21 protein-coding genes are annotated in these 19,165 nt (G+C 58.9%); 8 read left to right on the plus strand and 13 right to left on the minus strand.

Features of this window, described 5'->3' with window-relative positions:
• Positions 1-48 precede the first annotated feature (48 nt).
• Together VHB22_RS02055 and VHB22_RS02060 are read left to right on the plus strand one after the other, a co-directional pair.
• A complete protein-coding gene (locus tag VHB22_RS02055; RefSeq protein WP_325455286.1) occupies positions 49-1,485 on the plus strand; it encodes a helicase HerA-like domain-containing protein in 1,437 nt (478 codons plus the stop codon).
• A gap of 124 nt (positions 1,486-1,609) precedes the next feature.
• Positions 1,610-1,906, plus strand: coding sequence for a DUF4236 domain-containing protein (locus tag VHB22_RS02060; RefSeq protein ID WP_325455287.1), 297 nt, complete (start codon positions 1,610-1,612; stop codon positions 1,904-1,906).
• A 12-nt stretch (positions 1,907-1,918) separates the two neighbouring features.
• On the opposite strand, the gene VHB22_RS02065 is transcribed toward VHB22_RS02060, so the two are convergent.
• The 4 genes from VHB22_RS02065 to VHB22_RS02080 all read right to left on the minus strand — a co-directional run bounded on the left by VHB22_RS02065 (position 1,919) and on the right by VHB22_RS02080 (position 6,550).
• Positions 1,919-3,271, minus strand: coding sequence for a patatin-like phospholipase family protein (locus VHB22_RS02065; protein WP_325455288.1), 1,353 nt, complete (start codon positions 3,269-3,271; stop codon positions 1,919-1,921).
• A gap of 140 nt (positions 3,272-3,411) precedes the next feature.
• The gene (locus tag VHB22_RS02070; protein WP_325455289.1) at positions 3,412-5,241 is read right to left on the minus strand and encodes a cyclic nucleotide-binding and patatin-like phospholipase domain-containing protein; all 1,830 of its coding nucleotides are present in this window, start codon (positions 5,239-5,241) and stop codon (positions 3,412-3,414) included.
• Positions 5,242-5,329: 88 nt separating this feature from the next.
• Entirely contained in the window at positions 5,330-5,920 is a 591-nt protein-coding gene (locus tag VHB22_RS02075; protein ID WP_325455290.1) for a superoxide dismutase, read from the minus strand.
• 219 nt (positions 5,921-6,139) lie between these two features.
• The gene (locus VHB22_RS02080; RefSeq protein ID WP_325455291.1) at positions 6,140-6,550 is read right to left on the minus strand and encodes a hypothetical protein; all 411 of its coding nucleotides are present in this window, start codon (positions 6,548-6,550) and stop codon (positions 6,140-6,142) included.
• Here VHB22_RS02080 and VHB22_RS02085 point away from each other — a divergent pair.
• The 3 genes from VHB22_RS02085 to groL all read left to right on the plus strand — a co-directional run bounded on the left by VHB22_RS02085 (position 6,528) and on the right by groL (position 9,228).
• Positions 6,528-6,857 (plus strand): H-NS histone family protein, encoded by a 330-nt coding sequence (locus VHB22_RS02085; RefSeq protein ID WP_325455292.1) that lies wholly within the window; start codon positions 6,528-6,530, stop codon positions 6,855-6,857. The genes VHB22_RS02080 and VHB22_RS02085 overlap by 23 nt on opposite strands.
• Positions 6,858-7,224: 367 nt before the next feature.
• Positions 7,225-7,539: a co-chaperone GroES gene (gene groES, locus VHB22_RS02090; protein ID WP_325455293.1), complete on the plus strand. Its 315-nt coding sequence runs from the start codon at positions 7,225-7,227 to the stop codon at positions 7,537-7,539.
• A gap of 45 nt (positions 7,540-7,584) precedes the next feature.
• Positions 7,585-9,228 (plus strand): chaperonin GroEL, encoded by a 1,644-nt coding sequence (groL, locus tag VHB22_RS02095; protein ID WP_325455294.1) that lies wholly within the window; start codon positions 7,585-7,587, stop codon positions 9,226-9,228.
• Between the two features lie 84 nt (positions 9,229-9,312).
• Here groL and VHB22_RS02100 read toward each other — a convergent pair whose 3' ends face one another.
• Positions 9,313-9,762 carry a DUF7282 domain-containing protein gene (locus VHB22_RS02100; protein ID WP_325455295.1) on the minus strand — a complete coding sequence of 150 codons (450 nt, stop codon included), beginning with the start codon at positions 9,760-9,762 and terminating at the stop codon, positions 9,313-9,315.
• Positions 9,763-10,079: 317 nt separating this feature from the next.
• Here VHB22_RS02100 and VHB22_RS02105 point away from each other — a divergent pair, with 317 nt between their 5' ends.
• Together VHB22_RS02105 and VHB22_RS02110 are read left to right on the plus strand one after the other, a co-directional pair.
• The gene (locus VHB22_RS02105) at positions 10,080-10,808 is read left to right on the plus strand and encodes a hypothetical protein (protein ID WP_325455296.1); all 729 of its coding nucleotides are present in this window, start codon (positions 10,080-10,082) and stop codon (positions 10,806-10,808) included.
• A 171-nt stretch (positions 10,809-10,979) separates the two neighbouring features.
• A complete protein-coding gene (locus VHB22_RS02110; protein ID WP_325455297.1) occupies positions 10,980-11,162 on the plus strand; it encodes a hypothetical protein in 183 nt (60 codons plus the stop codon).
• Positions 11,163-11,211: 49 nt separating this feature from the next.
• On the opposite strand, the gene VHB22_RS02115 is transcribed toward VHB22_RS02110, so the two are convergent.
• The 7 genes from VHB22_RS02115 to VHB22_RS02145 form a co-directional block, all read right to left on the minus strand.
• Complete coding sequence (locus VHB22_RS02115; protein WP_325455298.1) at positions 11,212-11,865, minus strand: class I SAM-dependent methyltransferase; 654 nt, start codon at positions 11,863-11,865, stop codon at positions 11,212-11,214.
• A gap of 10 nt (positions 11,866-11,875) precedes the next feature.
• Positions 11,876-13,120: a DUF3419 family protein gene (locus tag VHB22_RS02120; RefSeq protein ID WP_325455299.1), complete on the minus strand. Its 1,245-nt coding sequence runs from the start codon at positions 13,118-13,120 to the stop codon at positions 11,876-11,878.
• A gap of 47 nt (positions 13,121-13,167) precedes the next feature.
• Positions 13,168-13,980, minus strand: a complete 813-nt coding sequence (locus VHB22_RS02125) for a UDP-2,3-diacylglucosamine diphosphatase (protein WP_325455300.1) — start codon at positions 13,978-13,980, stop codon at positions 13,168-13,170.
• A gap of 179 nt (positions 13,981-14,159) precedes the next feature.
• Positions 14,160-14,393: a hypothetical protein gene (locus VHB22_RS02130; protein ID WP_325455301.1), complete on the minus strand. Its 234-nt coding sequence runs from the start codon at positions 14,391-14,393 to the stop codon at positions 14,160-14,162.
• 93 nt (positions 14,394-14,486) lie between these two features.
• Entirely contained in the window at positions 14,487-15,743 is a 1,257-nt protein-coding gene (locus tag VHB22_RS02135) for a CCA tRNA nucleotidyltransferase (RefSeq protein WP_325455302.1), read from the minus strand.
• A 4-nt stretch (positions 15,744-15,747) separates the two neighbouring features.
• Positions 15,748-16,044 (minus strand): DUF6111 family protein, encoded by a 297-nt coding sequence (locus VHB22_RS02140; RefSeq protein WP_325455303.1) that lies wholly within the window; start codon positions 16,042-16,044, stop codon positions 15,748-15,750.
• Entirely contained in the window at positions 16,041-16,697 is a 657-nt protein-coding gene (locus tag VHB22_RS02145; protein WP_325455304.1) for a CoA pyrophosphatase, read from the minus strand. The genes VHB22_RS02140 and VHB22_RS02145 overlap by 4 nt, the downstream gene beginning before the upstream one ends.
• A gap of 135 nt (positions 16,698-16,832) precedes the next feature.
• On the opposite strand from VHB22_RS02145, the gene VHB22_RS02150 reads away from it, so the two are divergent.
• Positions 16,833-18,050, plus strand: a complete 1,218-nt coding sequence (locus VHB22_RS02150; protein ID WP_325455305.1) for a hypothetical protein — start codon at positions 16,833-16,835, stop codon at positions 18,048-18,050.
• A gap of 19 nt (positions 18,051-18,069) precedes the next feature.
• On the opposite strand, the gene VHB22_RS02155 is transcribed toward VHB22_RS02150, so the two are convergent.
• Positions 18,070-19,140, minus strand: a complete 1,071-nt coding sequence (locus VHB22_RS02155; protein ID WP_325455306.1) for an alkene reductase — start codon at positions 19,138-19,140, stop codon at positions 18,070-18,072.
• Positions 19,141-19,165 lie beyond the last annotated feature (25 nt).

Genomic DNA, 19,165 nt, shown 5'->3' on the forward strand with positions numbered 1-19,165 from the left:
TGGCTCGCCTAAGTGCCGAATCGGGCTCGAAAATCGCTAGGAGATCAAATGACTGCAAAGGCCGGCGCCTCAGGGTCCGAACACTCCGTCGCCGATCCGCGGGATTATGTGCAAGACGGACTCATTCTTATCGGCTGTAGCCGTTCGGGCCGCGACTTGGTTCCCGAATGCATCGAGCTTGCCCTTGCCAATCGTCATGGTCTCGTCACCGGTGCGACTGGTACCGGCAAGACGGTAACGCTGCAAGTGTTGGCGGAGGGATTTTCCGCTGCCGGTGTACCGGTTTTCGCTGCCGACATCAAAGGCGACCTCTCCGGAATTGCAGCCAAGGGCGATCCGTCGCCGAAACTCGTCGAGCGTGCCGAAGAGATCGGCTTGAAGCGCTACGGCAACACGGCTTTCCCGACCGTCTTCTGGGATATCTTCGGTGTCGATGGTCATCCCGTTCGCGCCACCGTGCAGGAAATGGGACCTCTACTGCTGTCGCGCTTGATGGAGCTGACCGAGCCACAGGAGGGCGTGCTGAACATCGCCTTCCGCTGGGCGGAGGACGAGCGCCGTGCGGGCGACGAGAACATGGCGATCCTCGACCTGAAGGATTTGCGCTCCGTCATCGATGAAATGGGCAAGCGCGCGTCGAGCCTCAGGAGCAAATACGGTCATGTTGCGACGTCGACCGTCGGCGTTATTCAGCGCCGCTTGCTTGTGCTGGAAGAGCAGGGCGCCGGTAAATTTTTCGGAGAGCCCGCGCTCGACATTATGGACTTCCTGAAAGTCGACTCCGATGGCCGCGGTATCGTCAACGTGCTTGCCGCCGAAAAGCTGATGGATACGCCGCGCCTCTACGCAACATTCCTGTTGTGGTTATTGACCGAGCTGTTTGATCGCCTGCCTGAGGTCGGCGATCCGGAGAAACCGAAGCTCGTCTTCCTTTTCGACGAAGCGCATCTGTTGTTCAATGACGCGCCGAAAGCCGTGCTTGAGCAGGTCGAGCGGGTCACGCGGCTCATTCGCTCGAAAGGCGTCGGCGTTTATTACGTCACCCAAAGTCCCGGCGATGTGCCGGACCGCGTGTCGGCACAGCTCGGCAATCGTATTCAGCACGCGCTACGCGCCTTCACGCCGAAAGAGCAGAAGGCCATACGCGCGGCCGCACAAACGTTCCGCCCTAATCCTGACATCGATACCGAACGCGTCCTCCAGGAGTTGAAAGTTGGTGAAGCGCTTGTTTCTCTGCTCCACAACAAGGGCGAGCCATCGATGGTGCAGCGGACGCTCATTCGTCCGCCGATGTCCCGTGTCGGACCGCTGACGCCTCCCGAGCGCAAGGCCATAATCGAGAAGGACAAGGCCAATCGTGAGAAATACGGCGAATCGCTCGATCGCGAATCTGCCTACGAGCGCCTGCAATCGCGAAATACGGCGGTTGGCCGAATAAAAGAGCGCCTTTCTTCCTTTTCCAACATTCTTCGCGGCAAAAGCTGACTGTCCGCACTCCGTTGAAAGTTGCGTCAGGAACCATTAGCTTTTTCCGAGATTCGCGGGCAGACAAATGTCCAGCGCCGATTCCTTGGAGCCTGCTCCGGCGCTGCCGGTGAGGAGAGAAACAATGGGCTATTTCCGGTTTCGCAAGACGTTCAGCATATTGCCTGGCGTGCGCATCAATCTGAGCAAGACGGGCGTCAGCTCCAGCATCGGCGGGCACGGTGCGACGGTTAACGTCGGCAAGAACGGCCCAATGGTCACGCTTGGTATTCCGGGGACCGGGCTCAGCTATAGGGCGCACGTCGGCGTGGCGTTGGTCGTCGTTCTCGTTCTGCTCGCCGTACTGGCGGGTGTCGCCTACCTCTTTGCGCCGGATACTGTCCGCACGCTCCTGCATTGGTGGCAGCCGCGCTGGTTCTAATTCGATCGGCCTCTACGGGCGGATGGATTGCGTTTTGCTTTCCCAACTACCGGTCGCGGCAACCTTCTTCGACTTTGAGGTGGCGTTAGCCGAAGGCGATTTCGCCCTCGGCCCCGGGTTTGCCGAGGGAGCCTTCCTCCTTGGCGGCTGCGTAGTTGATGGCAGCGTAATAGCCGCTTGACCCGGAGGCGTCTTGAGCCAAATGCCTCTCCTGCCTTCACGCACGCCTTCCGCATAAAGCGCTGCCTGATATTTCGGATCGTAGATTTGGTTTGTCTTGAAATTGAACGAGGCGGGAACCGACATGAAGTTGAAATCGGCACCGGCGTCGAGCGCAATGCGATAGATGTGATAAAGCTCGCCGTCATTCTGACTCTTGATCAAAGTCGAAATCGCGCGTGACGCAATTTGCAAAGTCGTTGGCTTCACGACCTTCTGCTCCGGCGACGCTTTTCCGTTTTTGATGATGAAGAACTTGCGGATTGGCGGCTTTGGATAAAGCACGTCGAACGCTTTTAGCGGTGCTTCCGCAGGCAGCACGAAGACTTCGCGCGTCGTTCCGCCGTCGACGTGCAATTCGTCATAGAACTTGCCGTTCGCTTCGACCTCGATCTTAACGGGGGGGAAAGCGGCCGGAATGGCTGCGGACGCAAGGATGACCTTGCGGAAGAGCTCAATCGCGCGCGGCGACTTATTGAGAGCGATTTCACCCATGTTCCAGACAACCGGACGCTGGGCGTCGAGATTGGTTGTCAGCACCATGAGGATGCGCCCGCGGCGATACTGCGCGGCGATCCTGTCAAGAAATTCCCGATCGACATAATGCGCAATGAGGTCCGCCAGTGGCGTCGTATCGGCAAGCGCCGGGCCACCAAACAAAGCAGGAAGCAGTTGCGTCGTGATAACTTCGTTTTGCTTGTACTGCGTCCAGATTACGTGCAGCTTCTCGTCCTCCGAGGGACCGAGAAAGGCAAACGGCGCGATGATCGCGCCCGCACTGACACCGGTCACGACCTCGAACTCAGGTCGGTCGCCGCGTGCGGTCCATCCCGCAAGAACACCGGCGCCGAACGCACCATCGGATCCGCCGCCCGAGAGCGCCAGCGTCTCGACGACGGGGCGGCCGTCGATGCGTTTGGCAAAATGCGCGATCGGCGGCATGTGCGCTGTGCGTCGTTTGATTTCGGCGATGGGGTTCTTGGGCACATCGTCCGCCCAGAAACGGACGCCGTACATGCCCGGAATTTCCGCTTCTGCCGCGACCTTGGCGTCGGAAATTCCATTACGCGGGATCGTGGCGGCACAGCTCGCGAGGCCGAGCGTGGTCACCACCAGCAGGCTGACACAAAGCCTTGCCCCGTACACTGAATACCCCCGAAAAAAGAAGTCTCCCCATAGCGTAAAAGCTTTAAGGCACGTTCAAGGCCGGAACAACGCGCAATTGCTCGCAGTAATTGTAACCGTGGGGGATTGCGGCGCTCACGTGGCACGGCGTCATCGAAGGTTCACCGAAAAACACTTTTTTCCCGTGCGGCAATAGCCGAGCGGGCATAGCGATAAGCGTTCTCCATGATTTCGGAATGTCGCCGCCAATCGAGAGCCCCCATGTCGGCTGGCGTCGGAGGGAGCAAAAGCCAGTCGTCGGGCGTCAGATAGCGCTCGAAATGGCTACGGTTGGCCATCAGACTGCGGACGAGCACCGTCGCGGCCGAAGGAGCCTGAGGGAGCAACTGTTTCGAAAGTGGATTGAAACTCCGCCAGATCAACTCGCTTCGCTTCGGCAGCGTCGCGTAATCGACGCTAAAGCGCTGGCTCTCCGGCGCATCGAAACTCACCACCACATTCGGGCCGCTCTTCAGGCTGTGCATCGCTTCGATCGGCACGTTTGCGATCACGGAACCGTCGACGAGCATGCGTCCGTCGTCGGTATAATAAGGCGGCAGCAACCCTGGAACAGCTGCGCTCGCGCGAATAGCTTGCCAGAGGCGACCGCTGCGGTGAACTTCCGGTTCGTAGATCGAGAGATCCGCCGAAACCGCGAAATAGGGTTTCCACAGATCTTCGATGCGGATACCGCCATACTCCTTTTCGAGATGTGCATCGAAATGTGTGTGATCGAGCAGACCGTAGCGCGGCAAAGTATAGCGCGCCATCGCACGGCCTTCGATGAACATGCGATGGACACCCGCATCGATTTCAAACGGGTCTATATCTTGTGCGAACGCAGCGGCCATGGCGGCGCCGCCGGAAGTCCCGCCGATGAGATCGAAATGGATATTTGCTTCGCAAAACGCACGATAGATGCCGATGTGCGCTGCGCAGTAAGCGCCGCCGCCGCAAGCAACGAAACCCAAAGCTGCGCCGTTGATGAAACGCCAAAGACGCGCCGCGTCTTCCGCATCGCCCATCGCGACGTGATGATGCATCGCCGGCTCGCGTGCCGCGAGCCAGTGACGCGTACCTTGCGCAATGCCCTTGCGGCGATGGACGAGGACCAGTCGGCGCGAAGCCGGACGGTGCAGCGACAGCGCAAGCTGTTCAAGCGCGCCGAGCGTAACGGTAGCCCCGACCGGATCATCTAAAGGGCCGGCGACGATCAGAAGCTCATCGGCTTGCCGGATGGCTTTCTCGCTCCACGCCGTTCGCTCTCGGTCGGCAATGAAAACAACTGTTTCTAAGCGGCTTTCAAGGCCATTCAGGATTTCGGTGAGATCGCGGCCGCCGCTTTCTCTACCGAAATGGCCGCACACATCCTGAATGCTATCGCTGGACACCACAGCCGTGGTGGCTTGAGCATCGGCGGCTTCCAGAAAGTCTTTGAGAAAAGCAGGTGAAATGGACCCGTCACACGCGCCGATGATGGCGATCGTCCGCGGGCGCGGATGCGTGCGAGCAAAATGCGTGTGGCGTTCGATCTCGGCCCGGCGCCTAGTCTCAATTGCGAGCCGTTCCGCGAGTGTGGATGTGACGGCTATCCATAAGCCCGGAGACGCTTTGGCGATCGCGTCGAAATCAGCACGCGTCAATCGCGCGACAACGGAGTCGCGGATCGCACGAACCGTTGCGGTTCGAGCGCCCCCTGCCAAGAACGCGATCTCGCCGATCGTTGAACCTTGTGAAATTTCCGCGACCGGGTCGTCGCGCCCGTTAATCTCGACGGCGAAACGTCCCGAGACGACGACATAGAGCGCATCTGCCTCGTCGCCCTGCTGCACGAGTCTTGTGCCGCGCTGGATGGGGAGCGGCTGCAGTCGGCTTTCAAGCAATCGCAGAGTTTCCGGTGTCAAATCCCGGAAAGTTGCAACGCGCGCGAGAGAGTACGGCTCGAACGACATGGGGCGCCGCATGGCAGACTTCAGCGAAGCCTTATACCATAGCAGCGCCCCGGAAATGGACGTCAGTCAGATGAAACGTTGAACGGGCCTAACCGGCCATCGCCTCAACGTGCTCCCAGTTCACCAGATTGTCGAACCAGGCTTCAAGATATTTCGGCCGCGCGTTGCGGTAATCGATGTAATAGCTGTGCTCCCAGACATCGACGCCGAGGATCGGTTTTGCGCCGTGCATCAGCGGGTTTTCGCCGTTGGGTGTCTTTTGAACCTCAAGCTTGCCATCCTTGACGACGAGCCAGGCCCAGCCCGAACCGAATTGACCCTTTCCGGCTTCAATGAAATCCGCCCGTACCTTGTCGTAGCCACCATAACCCGAGACGAGCTTCTCAACGTTGCCGGGCAGCTTCTTGCCGCCGCCGCCTTTCTTCATCCATTGCCAGAAGTGCAAATGGTTCCAATGTTGTCCGACGTTATTGATGATGCCGGCATTCTTATCGGCGTAGGCGTTTTTGCAGATGTCCTCGATCGACTGGCCTTCGTACTTTGAGCCAGCGAGCAACTTGTTCCCATTCTCGACGTAAGCAAGGTGATGCTTGTCGTGGTGAAACTCGAGCGTTTCGGCCGACATAAACGGCGCCAAGGCATCGTAAGCATAAGGAAGATCGGGGAGTTTCAAGGTCATGAGAAGGCTACTCATCGGTTGATGTGGAAGTATCGGGCGGCGGGAAAGTAGCTTTTGACGTCCCGTAACACAAGCAACCGGTGAAACTGCCGCCCGACGTCGACGTTCCGTGATCGATGGCTAGTAAAAGCGGGGCGGGGGCGTAAGTACAAAGCTGTTGAAATTGCTTTTTATTCGGATATCCAATTATGATCTTTTGGATCACAATTACGGGTGTTTTTAATTCATTTCAGGCAGAATGACTTTGCTCGAAGAAGGCGAGAGATTCTTCTTGCACTCCGGCCGCAGCGCCGGTTGGGCGGGGGAAGCTGCATCGATAGGCCGCGCCCAATTCACTTTTTGAGTCGCAATTGTAAGGGCTATCGGAAATTTCGCATCGCCAGTTGGTTTAATCCGAATGATGTAATATGGTTTTAAATGTATCGGGCGCATTCTCAATTGCGGTGAATACGTCCCAATTTCTTCGTTTGCCTTAAATTCACGACCGTTCCTGCTTCTTATTGACATTGCTTCAGATATCAGGATTTTCTGCGCGCCGTATTCAATCTCTGCCGTTTTCGGCGGAATTATCAGAGGGTTTTTGTTTGTGATGCGGAAGGTGAGAAAAGTGTCTGGGATCAACGTCGACAAGCTGTCTCTCAAGGACCTTGTCGATCTTGAGACGAAGGTGCAGAAAGCCATTGCTGCGGCACGCGATCGCGAACGCGCCGAGTTGAAAAAGAAAGTGGCAGATCTCGCCGAAACGCACGGTTTTTCCGTAGCCGAATTATTTGGGGGCGGACGCGGCCGTGGACCTGGAAAGTCGAAGTCGGTCGGCGTTGCAAAATACGCCAATCCCGAAAATAGAGCTGATACTTGGACGGGCCGGGGACGCAAACCGAATTGGTTGGTCGAGCGCCTAAAAAAAGGTGCGAAGCTCTCGGACTTCGAAATCTAATCCCCGCACTTTTCTTTCTGTCTAAACGGGATTGGGGAACCGCTTGCAATCCGGCGACGACCGAAGTTTTGGCGGCCTCTAGGCCGCCGAAACTGCTTGTCGCGAAAAGCAATTGGCTAGACAAGCCCCGTCGGACTTCTTTTCAGTCCCGGTTCCCCCCGGGCACGCCTTACATAAAAACACATGCCTTCTTTAGCACTCGCTCCTTGACAGTGCTAACAGTCGACAGCATATAAGCGGCGCGCAGAACGGGGCGGAAAACCGGGCGCGTCGGCAACTCAATTGCCGGACTGATCACCCGACTGTAGCCGCAACCCGTGATGTCGACGAATTACAAATCATCAAAGCTATTCATGAGGTTAGACCCATGACGTTCCGTCCTCTACACGACCGCGTGGTCGTGAAACGTATTGAGGAAGAAGCAAAGACTGCGGGCGGGATCATCATCCCCGACACCGCTAAAGAGAAGCCTCAGCAGGGCGAAGTCATCGCCGTCGGCCCGGGCGCGCGCGACGAGTCGGGCAAGGTCAACGCTCTCGACGTCAAGGTTGGCGACCGTGTGCTGTTCGGAAAATGGTCGGGCAGCGAGGTGAAAATCGATGGCGAGGATCTTCTGATCATGAAGGAAAGCGACATCCTCGGCGTCCTCGAAGCACCGGCAAAAAAGAAGGCCGCCGCTTAACGTCGTTCCCCCCAATTATCCAGCCAAACTCAGGAGTTGCTTGCAATGGCAGCTAAAGACGTCAAGTTTTCACAAGACGCACGCGAGCGCATGCTCCGCGGTGTCGACATTCTTGCCAACGCGGTGAAGGTGACCCTTGGTCCGAAGGGCCGCAATGTCGTCATCGAGAAGTCGTTCGGCGCGCCGCGCATCACCAAGGACGGTGTGACGGTCGCGAAGGAAATCGAGCTTGAGGACAAGTTCGAGAACATGGGCGCGCAGATGCTCAAGGAGGTCGCGTCCAAGACAGCCGATCTCGCTGGCGACGGTACGACGACCGCGACCGTTCTCGCTCAGGCGATCGTCCGCGAAGGCGCCAAGTCGGTTGCGGCCGGCGCTAACCCGATGGACCTGAAGCGCGGCATCGATCTCGCTGTCCAGACAGTCGTCGATGATCTCAAGACAAATTCGAAGAAGGTCGCGAAAGACCAGATCGCGCAGGTTGGAACGATCTCCGCCAACGGCGACGAAATCGTTGGTAAGAAAATCGCCGAGGCGATGGACAAGGTCGGTTCGGAAGGCGTCATCACCGTCGAAGAATCGAAGACACTCGATTTCGAGCTCGATGTCGTCGAAGGCATGCAGTTCGATCGCGGCTATCTCTCGCCGTACTTCATCACCAACGCCGACAAGATGATCGCTGAGCTTGAGAGCCCTTACATTCTCATCCACGAGAAGAAGCTTTCGGGCCTGCAGGCGATGCTGCCGGTTCTCGAAGCCGTCGTTCAGTCGGGCAAACCGCTGCTCATCATTGCTGAGGACGTCGAAGGCGAGGCGCTTGCGACGCTCGTCGTTAACAAGCTCCGCGGTGGCCTCAAGGTCGCTGCCGTTAAGGCCCCGGGCTTCGGCGATCGCCGTAAGGCCATGCTGGAGGACATCGCAGTCCTGACCGGCGGCACCGTGATCTCGGAAGACCTCGGCATCAAGCTTGAGACTGTGACCCTCGATATGCTCGGCCGCGCCAAGAAGGTGACGATCGACAAGGAGAACACCACGATCGTTGACGGCTCCGGCAAGAAGGCCGACATCGAAGCGCGCGTGAAGCAGATCAAGGCGCAGATCGAGGAGACGACCTCCGACTACGACCGCGAGAAGCTCCAGGAACGTCTCGCGAAGCTCGCAGGCGGCGTGGCTGTCATCAAGGTCGGTGGCGCCAGCGAAGTCGAAGTCAAGGAACGTAAGGATCGCGTCGACGACGCTCTGCACGCCACGCGCGCAGCTGTCGAAGAAGGCATCGTTCCGGGCGGCGGCGTCGCTCTGCTTCGTGCCAGCAAGGCTCTTGAGGCTCTGAAGTCGGATAACGAAGATCAGAAGGTCGGCATTCAGATCGTGCGCAAGGCACTTCAGGCGCCGGCGCGCCAGATCTTTGCCAACGCTGGTGAGGATGGCTCTGTCATCGTCGGCAAGATCATCGAGAACTCGAAATACGCGTACGGCTATAACGCTCAAACGCACGAGTACGGCGATCTTTACAGCCAGGGCGTCATCGATCCGACGAAGGTCGTGCGCGCTGCGCTTCAGGACGCGGCGTCGGTCGCGGGCCTGCTCGTCACCACCGAAGCGATGATCGCCGACGTGCCGAAGAAGGACGCTGGCCACGCGCATGCCCCTCCGGGTGGCATGGGCGGAATGGGCGGCATGGACTTCTAAGTCCCTGAAGCTGTCAAGTTCGCAAAGAATCTGGCCGTCGCGGAATTATCCGCGGCGGCCTTTTTCATTGTGCTGTTGGCGTGGTTATTCGATTAGAAACTGATGCTCGAGCGGATCGCTATCCGGCCACAGAGCTAAGTCCTTGCGAACGTCGAGTATTTTGTCGCCATCGACGTCTTTATAAAGAGTGGCCCACAAGGCGGAGCCGGGACGGGCGCTTTCTTTGATTTCGACGGCAACTTCATTGTGGTTGCCCTTTTCAAGGGGCGTGAAGCCGAGCACCGCGTCCGAGCGCCTTCCGTTTTCGTCGGCGAAGATTGCGACATAGCCATTGTCGGGCAGATAGACGTAGCTGACTTTGACCGAATTCTCCCCGGCCTTCTGATTGAAGACGAGCACCGATGCAGGTGTCTGTGTCTGAACCTGATTGCTCGCGGGGTCCTTGGTCATCGCGCTCGCGGGGAGGCTCGCCAAAAGAGCTGCCGCAACCGAGGCGGCTACGATGGCGGTTTTGAGCTGAGCTATGTGAGGCATGGATGTCTCCGAGCTTGGTGGTGTTGAGCGCTTTCATGGAAGCGCTTCAAAGACGTGGTGCCGCGCTCCAAAGTTTACGCCGTTCGGATTCTTCACGCCCGTTCACGGTTTCATCAGGCGTGTCGCGCGCGAACTCCCCCGCATCCGATTTTTATACCTGTTGACAGTTTGCCGCAGCGGTTCGCGACGCGTAATAATTCCTGTACATTTATTCTTGCGCATTACTGAAAAATTTGGCGACGAGCATCCGCATGTACAGTCATGCGCTGATGAAGGGGCAACTTTTTCTCAAAAATCCAAGAAAAGGGGAAGAATAGATGTCGGAAGATATTCTGTCCAAGCTCAAGGAGTTACATCAAGGCGTTCAATCGCGCGTTGAGGCTACGTCCGACTACAAGGCGATGAAGGCAGTCGAACGGGCGATAGGCGAACTGGCGGCGGCTCTGGCTCCGATCGAGGCCGTGGCCGAAGCAACAGAGGGAGCCGCGGCGGAGGCACCGGCCGAAGCTGAGGCGGCGGCGCAAGCAGCAGAGGAGGCAGCACCGGCGGCGAACGAAAACGCCGCCGATGCTGCACCGGCAGACGAAGAGCCGGCCCCGGCGGCTGAAGCATCGGCAGAGCCCGCAGTGGAGACTGAAGTACCGGCAGAAGCTGCTGCTGAGTCTGCTGTGGCAGATGGCGAAGCCGCAGCAGCAGAAGCAGAAGCTGCTCCTGCCGAGCCAGCGGAAGCGGCAGCCGCCGAAGCCGAACCTGCCGCAGCTTTGGCAGATCCGGCTCCAGCGGCGGAGGCCGCAGCGGAACCGGCATCGGCAGGCGTGGCACCGGCAGAGCAAGCGGAAGCCGCACCCGCCAATGGAGCCGCACCCGAGGCCGCCACTCCAACGGAAAGCACCACTGAAGCGGTAGCAGCGGAAACACCCGCTGTAGCCGCCGACCCTGCCCCCGCAGCAGCGCCAACCGCGTCACCCGCAGAGACGAAGGTGCCTGAAGCGGCTATCGTCGCCAACGGCTCCGCCGCACCGCCAACGGCCACCGCAACAGCCTGACCCATTCATCCTGAATCGTCCGGTAGAAGCAGATCGAAAGCCCCCGATTGCGGGGGCTTTCGACTGTCAGAAACGTTCTAATTACCGATCACATATTGTTTCCAAGGCTTCGGATCGCGAAGCAGCGCCCTAAATGGAGTGTGCCTGGATAACCGCCAAAGAGGCAGAGCTATGAACGCAGTCGAAATACAAACGCATGCGCGCAAGCTTTACGATGCCCATGGCACGAAAGCTTTGGCCGAAGCGGCGCAGATGGTTCGTGAGTTAGAGCAGCGCGGCGAAAAAAAGCTTGTCGAGGATTGGCGCAGAATTCAATCTGCGCTGCAGCAGATGCGCGGGCCGAACGTGAGCTGAGTGCGCGAGCGCTCGAACGCGAAGACTGACGCGGGTGAGCGGATGACGCTCACCTCTTTTTATGTCCGATCCGGGCATGTGCGGCGTAACCGAATCGACCTTCGTGAAACGATGCTCCCAACCCGTGCCGCTCCGCTATCGCGCAAACTGCATCTTTAAGCTCGATCCTAGGCGTTACGCTGAAGCGCGCGAGCCACCACAGCATCGCATGTCGCGCAACGGAAGGCATTCGGTCCATCGTCCCGAAATCGACGATATGAAGCGCCCCGTTCGAGGAAAGTTTCTCGGCCGCGCTTTCGATAATCGCTTTCCACGGCGGGATCATCGACAAGGCATATGAAATAAATATCCTGTCTACGGCGCGAAGATCGAACAAGGCATGCGGACAAAAGTTCGTCGCGTCCGCTTGTGCAACTTGAATTGAATCTCGAACCGGGCTGCGCGCGATCGAAGCCCGCGCCGTCTTCAACATTTCCTCCGACACATCTATTCCGAAAAATTTTGAATTCGGATAACAGCGTGCGGCGCAGATCAAATTGCGTGCCGTGCCGCATCCGATTTCAAGCACCGTTCCGCCGGGCGGAGGGGCAAGATCCGCGATCAGCCGGTCGCGCCCGAGAAGATAATGCCACCGCGTCAGATCATAGATAAATCGCTGATGACGGTAGATTGTGTCCATCGCACCGGCGGCCGAGTCGGACATGGGCGCTCCGTCAGCGGGCTTTTATGTAAAGATGGAAGCCGCCGTAAATCGCCGAACGGTCCTTGGCGTGAATTTCGGCCGAGCGCGCGGCGTCGTAGATCCAATGCCCGAGAAGCGCATCGGCAACGCGTCCGGGCAGGATGCTCTCCTCGCCCGCAGTGCGGAAGATGACGCGCGCATCTGGACGTGCCGTCCGCGTAATCTCGCGCCAAAGGGTATTGAGCGCGCCATCGTCCATCCAGTCCTGCGCATCGAGGAGCACGTAACGGTCGAGGCTTTCGGCCGGTTCGCCTGCCAGAAAGCGGATCATGTTGTCGTGGACGACCGTCACCCGGTTGGTGCGCGTCTTGACGGTAAGGTAATTTGCTTTTTCGAGGTACGGCGGACAGGGGCCCTCGCCCTGCGGTGCGTAGCATCGGCCGAAGGCTTGCCAGGCGAAATAATTGTCCTTGAGGTCGAACGCTGTGGCGAGACGTTCGGCACGCTCCTTGAGGACGGTCGACATCGGCCGCGCGCCGTGGCTGGACAGCGCGTCGTACTGCACGGGTGGGATACCGAGCCCGAATAGTGAGGCTCGATTTGACGTCAGCCATTTCAAGAGAGGATGATCGAACGCAGGTGCAAGCTCCCGCGCAAAAATCTCGCGCTGCTCTTGAAGAGTGCGTGCTTCGAGAATCCGCTTCGGATCAGCACCGAGCATACGCGCCACCATGTGACCCGTCGCGATAAAGCGCCCGAGCAATCCGGAGCGATAGAAATTGCGTGCGAAGCGCGAAATGCGGCGTCGCCCCGTGAAATCGCGGCCTTCCCAATAGGCGCGCGTCTCGGCGTCGAGATGCGGCGCTACCAAATCGCGATAAAGATGCACATTGCGCTGATCGTCGGCCGCTCCAAAGAAGCGGAAGAACGTCGAATAAGTCGGCAGATGCTGCGCGGCGCAAAGCTTCAGCCGCAGCAGCGCGATGTGCGTTTCGTTGAGATCGACGGCGTAAATGCGCGCGGGATTGCCGGTGAGATAGCTCATCACGTTGCAGCCGCCGGACGCGATGGTTAGGATCCGGCTTTGCGGCGTAAGTTCCAGCGCTTCCATGTCCGCCCGCGGATCTTCCCAGATTTGCGGATAGACCATCGAGCGGAAGGCGAACGTGAAGGTTCGCTCAAGTACGCCCGAAAGGCTCAACGCGCGGTTTTGGTGCACCGCCTCGCTTAAAAGATCGACATTTCCCGGCTCGAAAACTTTTGCCGCTGCGTTCACCTGCAATCTCCGTTCGCCGCTGGACGATCCAGCTCCACGTCAAAGCTTCATGCCGCTTCGATCAGCCAACGTCCGGATGCTGCTTGCGAGGCGCGCCGCGCCAACTGATCTTTCCAGCGGACGATTTCGAACCTGCCGTCGAAGTGCTCGACGATAGCCGTGCAGCTTTCGACCCAATCGCCGCAATTCAGATAGTGGATGCCGTCGATCATGCGCTCATTCGCGTGGTGGATGTGTCCGCAGATGAGGCCTTGGGCGTCGTGCCGTCGCGCTTCGCCCGCGAGTGCATCTTCGAACTCACCGATGTAATTGACCGCGCTTTTGACTTTCAGCTTCAAGAATGCCGAAAGCGACCAGTGTCCGAGTCCGAACATGCGGCGTGCGAAATTCAGAGGCACGTTGAGCGCGAGCGCCGCGTCGTAGGATCGGTCGCCAAGGAAAGCGAGCCAGCGCGCGTAGCGCACGACGACATCGAATTCGTCGCCGTGCAGAACGAGATAGCGTTTCCCGTTCGCCCCTTCATGGATGGCATCGCGGCGAAGCTCCACACCGCCGAAGTTCATGCCCGTATAGTCGCGCAATCCGTCATCGTGATTACCGGGAATGAAGACGACGCGAGTGCCCTTACGGGCCTTGCGCAGAAGTTTTTGTAAAACGTCGTTGTGGCTTTGCGGCCAGTGAGGCCCGCGACGTATCTTCCAGAAATCGACGATATCGCCGACGAGATAGAGGACATCGCACTCGACGTATTTCAGAAAGTCGAGAAGTGCGAGCGCTTGCGAATTTCGCATTCCAAGGTGGACATCGGAAATGAACACGGCGCGGCAAGACTTTTCCGCAGTCACGGCAGCGGCGCTCACGGTCGGCCCCCAGTCAACAATCTCTCCATACGGAGGGAAGGACCGGATTCATGTTACAGGCGTATGACGGAGGGCCTGAAGCGGCGCTTTCATCGCACATGCGATTAAGAAACGCGGACGAGGCCCAAGGCCGACCCGCAAGCGGTCACGACCCGCCGTTCAAATCCCGGCATGACCGCTCAATAGTCGATGCGGGCGAAGATGTGTTCCCAAGCATAGAGCAGCACAGTATCGACCACGCCGACCAGCAGGAAGGCGAGCGAGATCGGATACGTCGCTCCCTCCGGCAGACCGAGATCGGTTCCGCGGGTGGAAACGGCAAGTGCGGCGGTGAGACTTATAAGGGCGAGAGTAGCGAAAACGATCTGAACGAATCTTAGCGAACGTGCGCGTTCGCGACGTATATTGTTCATCCGGGAATCCCCCTCGACGCGGTACAAAGAAAAACCCCGAGCCGGGACCATAGAGACACTTATGGTCAACGTGAAGTAAAATTTAACCGTTCGTTAACCAAGGACTTTTCGCACAAGGGCTTTCAATTCCAGCTCCTGCAGCGCGCGATCTCTTGGAAAATCGTTGTCGATCCACCAGGCTTCGAAAGCCTTCAACACTTTACCCACAGCCGGACCGGCGGCGATCCCGAGCGCGATGACGTCGCTTCCCCCAAAGGGCATCCGAGGCGGGCTCCAACGGTCCGCCAGCAGCGCACGCCGGCGCCAGGCGGCATCGGATACGGGAGCCTCAGATCGCGCCCAGGCAACGCGCACAGCGCGCCGAAAGGCCGTCTCTCCGAGGGCATAGAGAACAGTGCGGGCCTCGGCATCTGAGCGCGAGGGATCAAGCTTCCGATGAATGGCGGCGGCCATTCTAAGCGCTTCCGTATCGGCATTCGAAAGCCGTAAGCGCTCCGCAATCACGCGAGCGTGCATAGGATTGGAAACAGCGAGCGCCGCAAGTCCCGCCAACGCGTCCGGTGGCTGGCCGAGCGCCGCTTCAATTGCTTCGAGCCGCGCCAGACAACCCGGATCGCAATGATCCGTTAGCACGAGCCCGAGGATGCCGGTCTGATGCATGGCCTTGATAACCTCGGCAGCGTGGGGCGCCGCGAGCAGCTTCATCATCTCACTGCCAATGCGCTCCGCCGCGATGCGTTTAAGGCCGTCTTTCATCGCAACGGCGGCCGCTACTCCGTCCGCATCGAGTCGGCCGCTGCCATACTCGGCGCTAAATCGAAAAAAGCGCAGGATACGTAAATAATCTTCGCGAATGCGTGCCTCGGCATCGCCGATGAATCGAACGCGATGGCGCCGTAAATCGGCAAGTCCGCCGATCGGATCGTAGACTGCGCCGTCAGCATCGCAGTAGAGCGCATTGATCGTGAAGTCTCGCCGCCGGGCGTCTTCTTCCCACGATGTCGCGAAGGCAACCACGGCATGGCGGCCGTCGGTTTCGACGTCGCGCCGAAGCGTTGTGACTTCAAAGCCGGTGCCATTGGCGACGAGCGTCACGGTCCCGTGATCGATACCGGTCGGGTGCGCGCTAAGCCCTGCCTTCTCTGCTAAAGTGATGACGTCGCTAGGTTCCAAGGGCGTCGCGAGATCGACCTCGGTCACCATGCGCCCCATCAGCGAATTGCGTACCGCGCCCCCGACGGCGCGCACGTCAGCATGAGCTGCATCGAATGCCGCGAAGACTTTGCGCAAGGGTTCTGCATTGAGCCAATCGCCGTTCGGTCCAAGGCTTCTTTGCGCGGTATCCGACATTGATCTATTTGCTATCCGGTTGCGGATCGGTCGCGTGGATCGATCGGCTTGGTTCGAGCTTCCCGTCATGCATGGATTGCGGGACGTAAACGTCCTGCGGCGCATTATACGTGCGCGAGGAAAATGTAATCAGGGTTGTCAGCATTAAGGCCGCACCGGCGATAAAGAGGCGTAACAGGGGCGCTTGGCGCATCACTGCGGGTAGTCCCGCCCACTCGTCGCTCCGGAACGCGACCCATGCAATATAGAGAAGGGTTGGCAGCAGAAAAAAGAAGACGTTTTCGACGACGATGCGGATCATTCAGGAAACAGGCTCCGATAGAGTGTCCGGATGATTCCGGCGGTCGCGCCCCAGATATAGCGCTCGCCATAGGGCATGGCATAGAAGCGCCGCTCGGCGCCCCGCCAAACTCGGCTGTCGATCTTGTGATTGGCTTCATCCATCAGAAATGCAAACGGCACTTCGAAGACAGCGGCGACTTCCGAGGGTTCCGGTCGAAGCTCGAAGCCGGTGCGTACGAGCGCCACGGCCGGCGTGATGATGAACCCCGTGCCTGTCCGGTAAGGCGGAAGAAAACCCAGCGGCTCGATGAACGCGCCGTCGAGCGCGATTTCTTCACGCGCTTCCCGCATTGCGGCAGCTAGCGGACCGTCGTCGCAAGCTTCGACCTTGCCGCCCGGAAAAGCGATTTGCCCGGCATGCGCAGGAAGATGTTCCGTTCGCTCCGTCAGAATGACGCTTAGCGGATCCCGCGCTACGACCGGAACGAGAACCGCTGCATGCCGCAAGTGCTTCGTAAGAGGGTCGGATTCTGGATTGAGATCGTCGTCGCCGGGCGATCCGGGTACGTCTAAGGTGGATGGGCGTCTGAGCAATCGCGCCCGTGCAAGTTTTTCAAAAGTGTCGGCATTGAGCGCGGTTGTCGTCACATTGGTGGCGGAAAGAGGGGGCATTTTCGAAATCATAACCATAAGTCCGGGCGCGGCGCGGCAGTCTGGCCGAACCCAGCTGAATCACGTTACCTTCAAGGTACCGCAAACTCGTGCCGCTCTGGCAGGAAAATTGGAACCCAAGTGGCCAACCTCCGTATGACAGGGCTTCTCCGCATTTTAACATTCTGCGCGATTGCCGGGGCATTTGTGCTTGCGGGCGGTGCAGCTCCTGCGCGTGCTGTTTCAACCATCGAGTTTTTGGCCTCTCTCTCCGATTCCGAAATCGACCAGTTTCGCGCATGGAAAGAAGCACGGAGCACATTCAACGATCAGACGGACGCTTATTGGGACGCTGTCGAGAACAAGCGACAGGTGCGCCGCCGAAAACGCTCCGCGAAAATCCCCTTCAGCCAGAGCGACTACGTGATGCGCTTCCCGCCAAGATACACGGGGCCGTCGCTTTCGCCGTCATTGGCAAAGAAATACTATCGCTTCGTCGCCCAGGAGCGGAACGAAACTCCGCAGCCGCGCAAGGAATTGGCGACGATCGACGATTATCTCGATGCTGCGAAGCGTGTCTATCACTTCGTTCCCGAGCGTCTCACCGAACGCGAGTTCAAGCTTCGCTATGCCAAGGAGGCGCGGGCCTTAGGATTGTCCAAAGATCAGGTCGTTCGCGTCTATGCCCTGGAAACCGGCGGCCGGGGCACTTACGATATGCAAGCTGGAATTCACCCCACCAAGAAGACGGGCCGGGCCATCTCAAGTGCGCTCGGCTACGCGCAGCTCCTCAACGCCAATTCCGTCAACGAGCTTGCGAGAAGCGGCGCCACCTTCATCGCGCAGCTTAAGCGCATGATACGAAACCCCAACAATACGCCGGCGCGAACGGCGGCCTTGAGGCGCAAACTGGTCGCGCTTAGGCACATGTATGCCAACGTCAAGCGATTGCGGTTCGAGTGGCACGTTCAGCAAGCTTACGCCAAAACCGATGCGGGAATGGGAATTCACGTGTTGAACATCGATGGCGACATAGGCCCGATGCTTCAAGCTATGAAACTCAAGACGTTAAAGGACACTGCTGCAAAGCAGGGACGCGCCTCCCTGACAGGCGCCGAGCTTGAACTTATGAACCTCGCTGGCCCAATGACCGGGCTGGAAATGATGGAGCAGCCGGGCTCGTCCGCGCCGACAACCAACTTCTTCTCGCGGCGCGCCTATTACGTAAACAAGATGGTCAAAGGGCTAACCGCGGCTCAGCTGCGGGCTGAGATTGACCGCCGGATGACTCAGGCAATCACCAATCCCGGGTGTCTGGAATTTGCCGAAGCTTTCGACAGCATCTCCGAGCGCCGAAGCGCTTCGGAACGCTAAGCTTCAATCCTTAGGGGCGTTAAGCGATGGCTTCCGTACGCGCCAGCGGCGGATAATCGGTATAGCCCTTTGGTCCCTGCGCGTAGAACGTGCTTGGATCCGGTGTATTGAGCGGCGCGCCGAGCTTGAATCGTTCCGGCAGGTCGGGATTGGCGATGAACAGCTTGCCGAATGCGACGGCGTCAGCGGCGCCCGAAGAAATGACGGCTTCCGCGGTCTGCTTCGTGAACCCTTCATTCGCAATCAGCACGCCGCCAAATAGCTTCTTGAGTTCCGCGCTGATAGCATCGGGGCCCTCGCGTTCGCGCGTGCACAGGAATGCGAGCTTGCGCCGTCCGGCTTCCTGCGCGACATACCCAAAAGTTGCCCTCGGATTGCTGTCGCCCATCGACTGAGCGTCCCCGCGCGGTGCCAAATGCAAGCCGACGCGATTGGCGCCCCAGACCTCGATACAGGCATCGACGACTTCGAACATGAGTCGCGCCCGGTTCTCGATTGCACCGCCGTAGGCATCGGTCCGCTTGTTCGTGCTGTCTTGCAGGAACTGATCCAGCAGGTAGCCGTTGGCACCGTGAACCTCGACCCCATCGAAGCCAGCACGCTTCGCGTTCTCGGCTCCCTTGCGGTACTCCGCCACAATGCCTGGAATCTCATTAAGTTCCAGCGCCCGCGGCACGACGTAATCGCGCACCGGACGCAGCAGGCTGACATGTCCTTTAGCTGCGATGGCGCTCGGCGCCAGGGGAAGCGCGCCGCCGAGATAATCCGGATGCGAGATACGTCCCACGTGCCAAAGCTGCAGGAGCATCGCACCTCCTGCCGCGTGCACGGCTTCGGTGATCCGCTTCCATCTCGCGACCTGCTCCTCCGACCAGATGCCCGGCGTATCGGGGTATCCCACGCCCATCGCAGAAACGGATGTCGCTTCCGACAACAGCAAGCCCGCGGACGCGCGCTGTACGTAATATTCGCGCATCAAATCGTTGGGCACACGCCCCGCACTCGCTCGGCAGCGCGTCAGAGGCGCAAGGACAATGCGATTCTTGAGCGTGAAAGCGCCCGCCTGAAGCGGATCGAAAAGAGATGTCATGAAAGCATTCCTGGCCTGTCTAAAA

The sequence above is a fragment of the Hyphomicrobium sp. genome, assembly GCF_035548195.1.
Classification (GTDB): Bacteria; Pseudomonadota; Alphaproteobacteria; order Rhizobiales; family Hyphomicrobiaceae; genus Hyphomicrobium_B.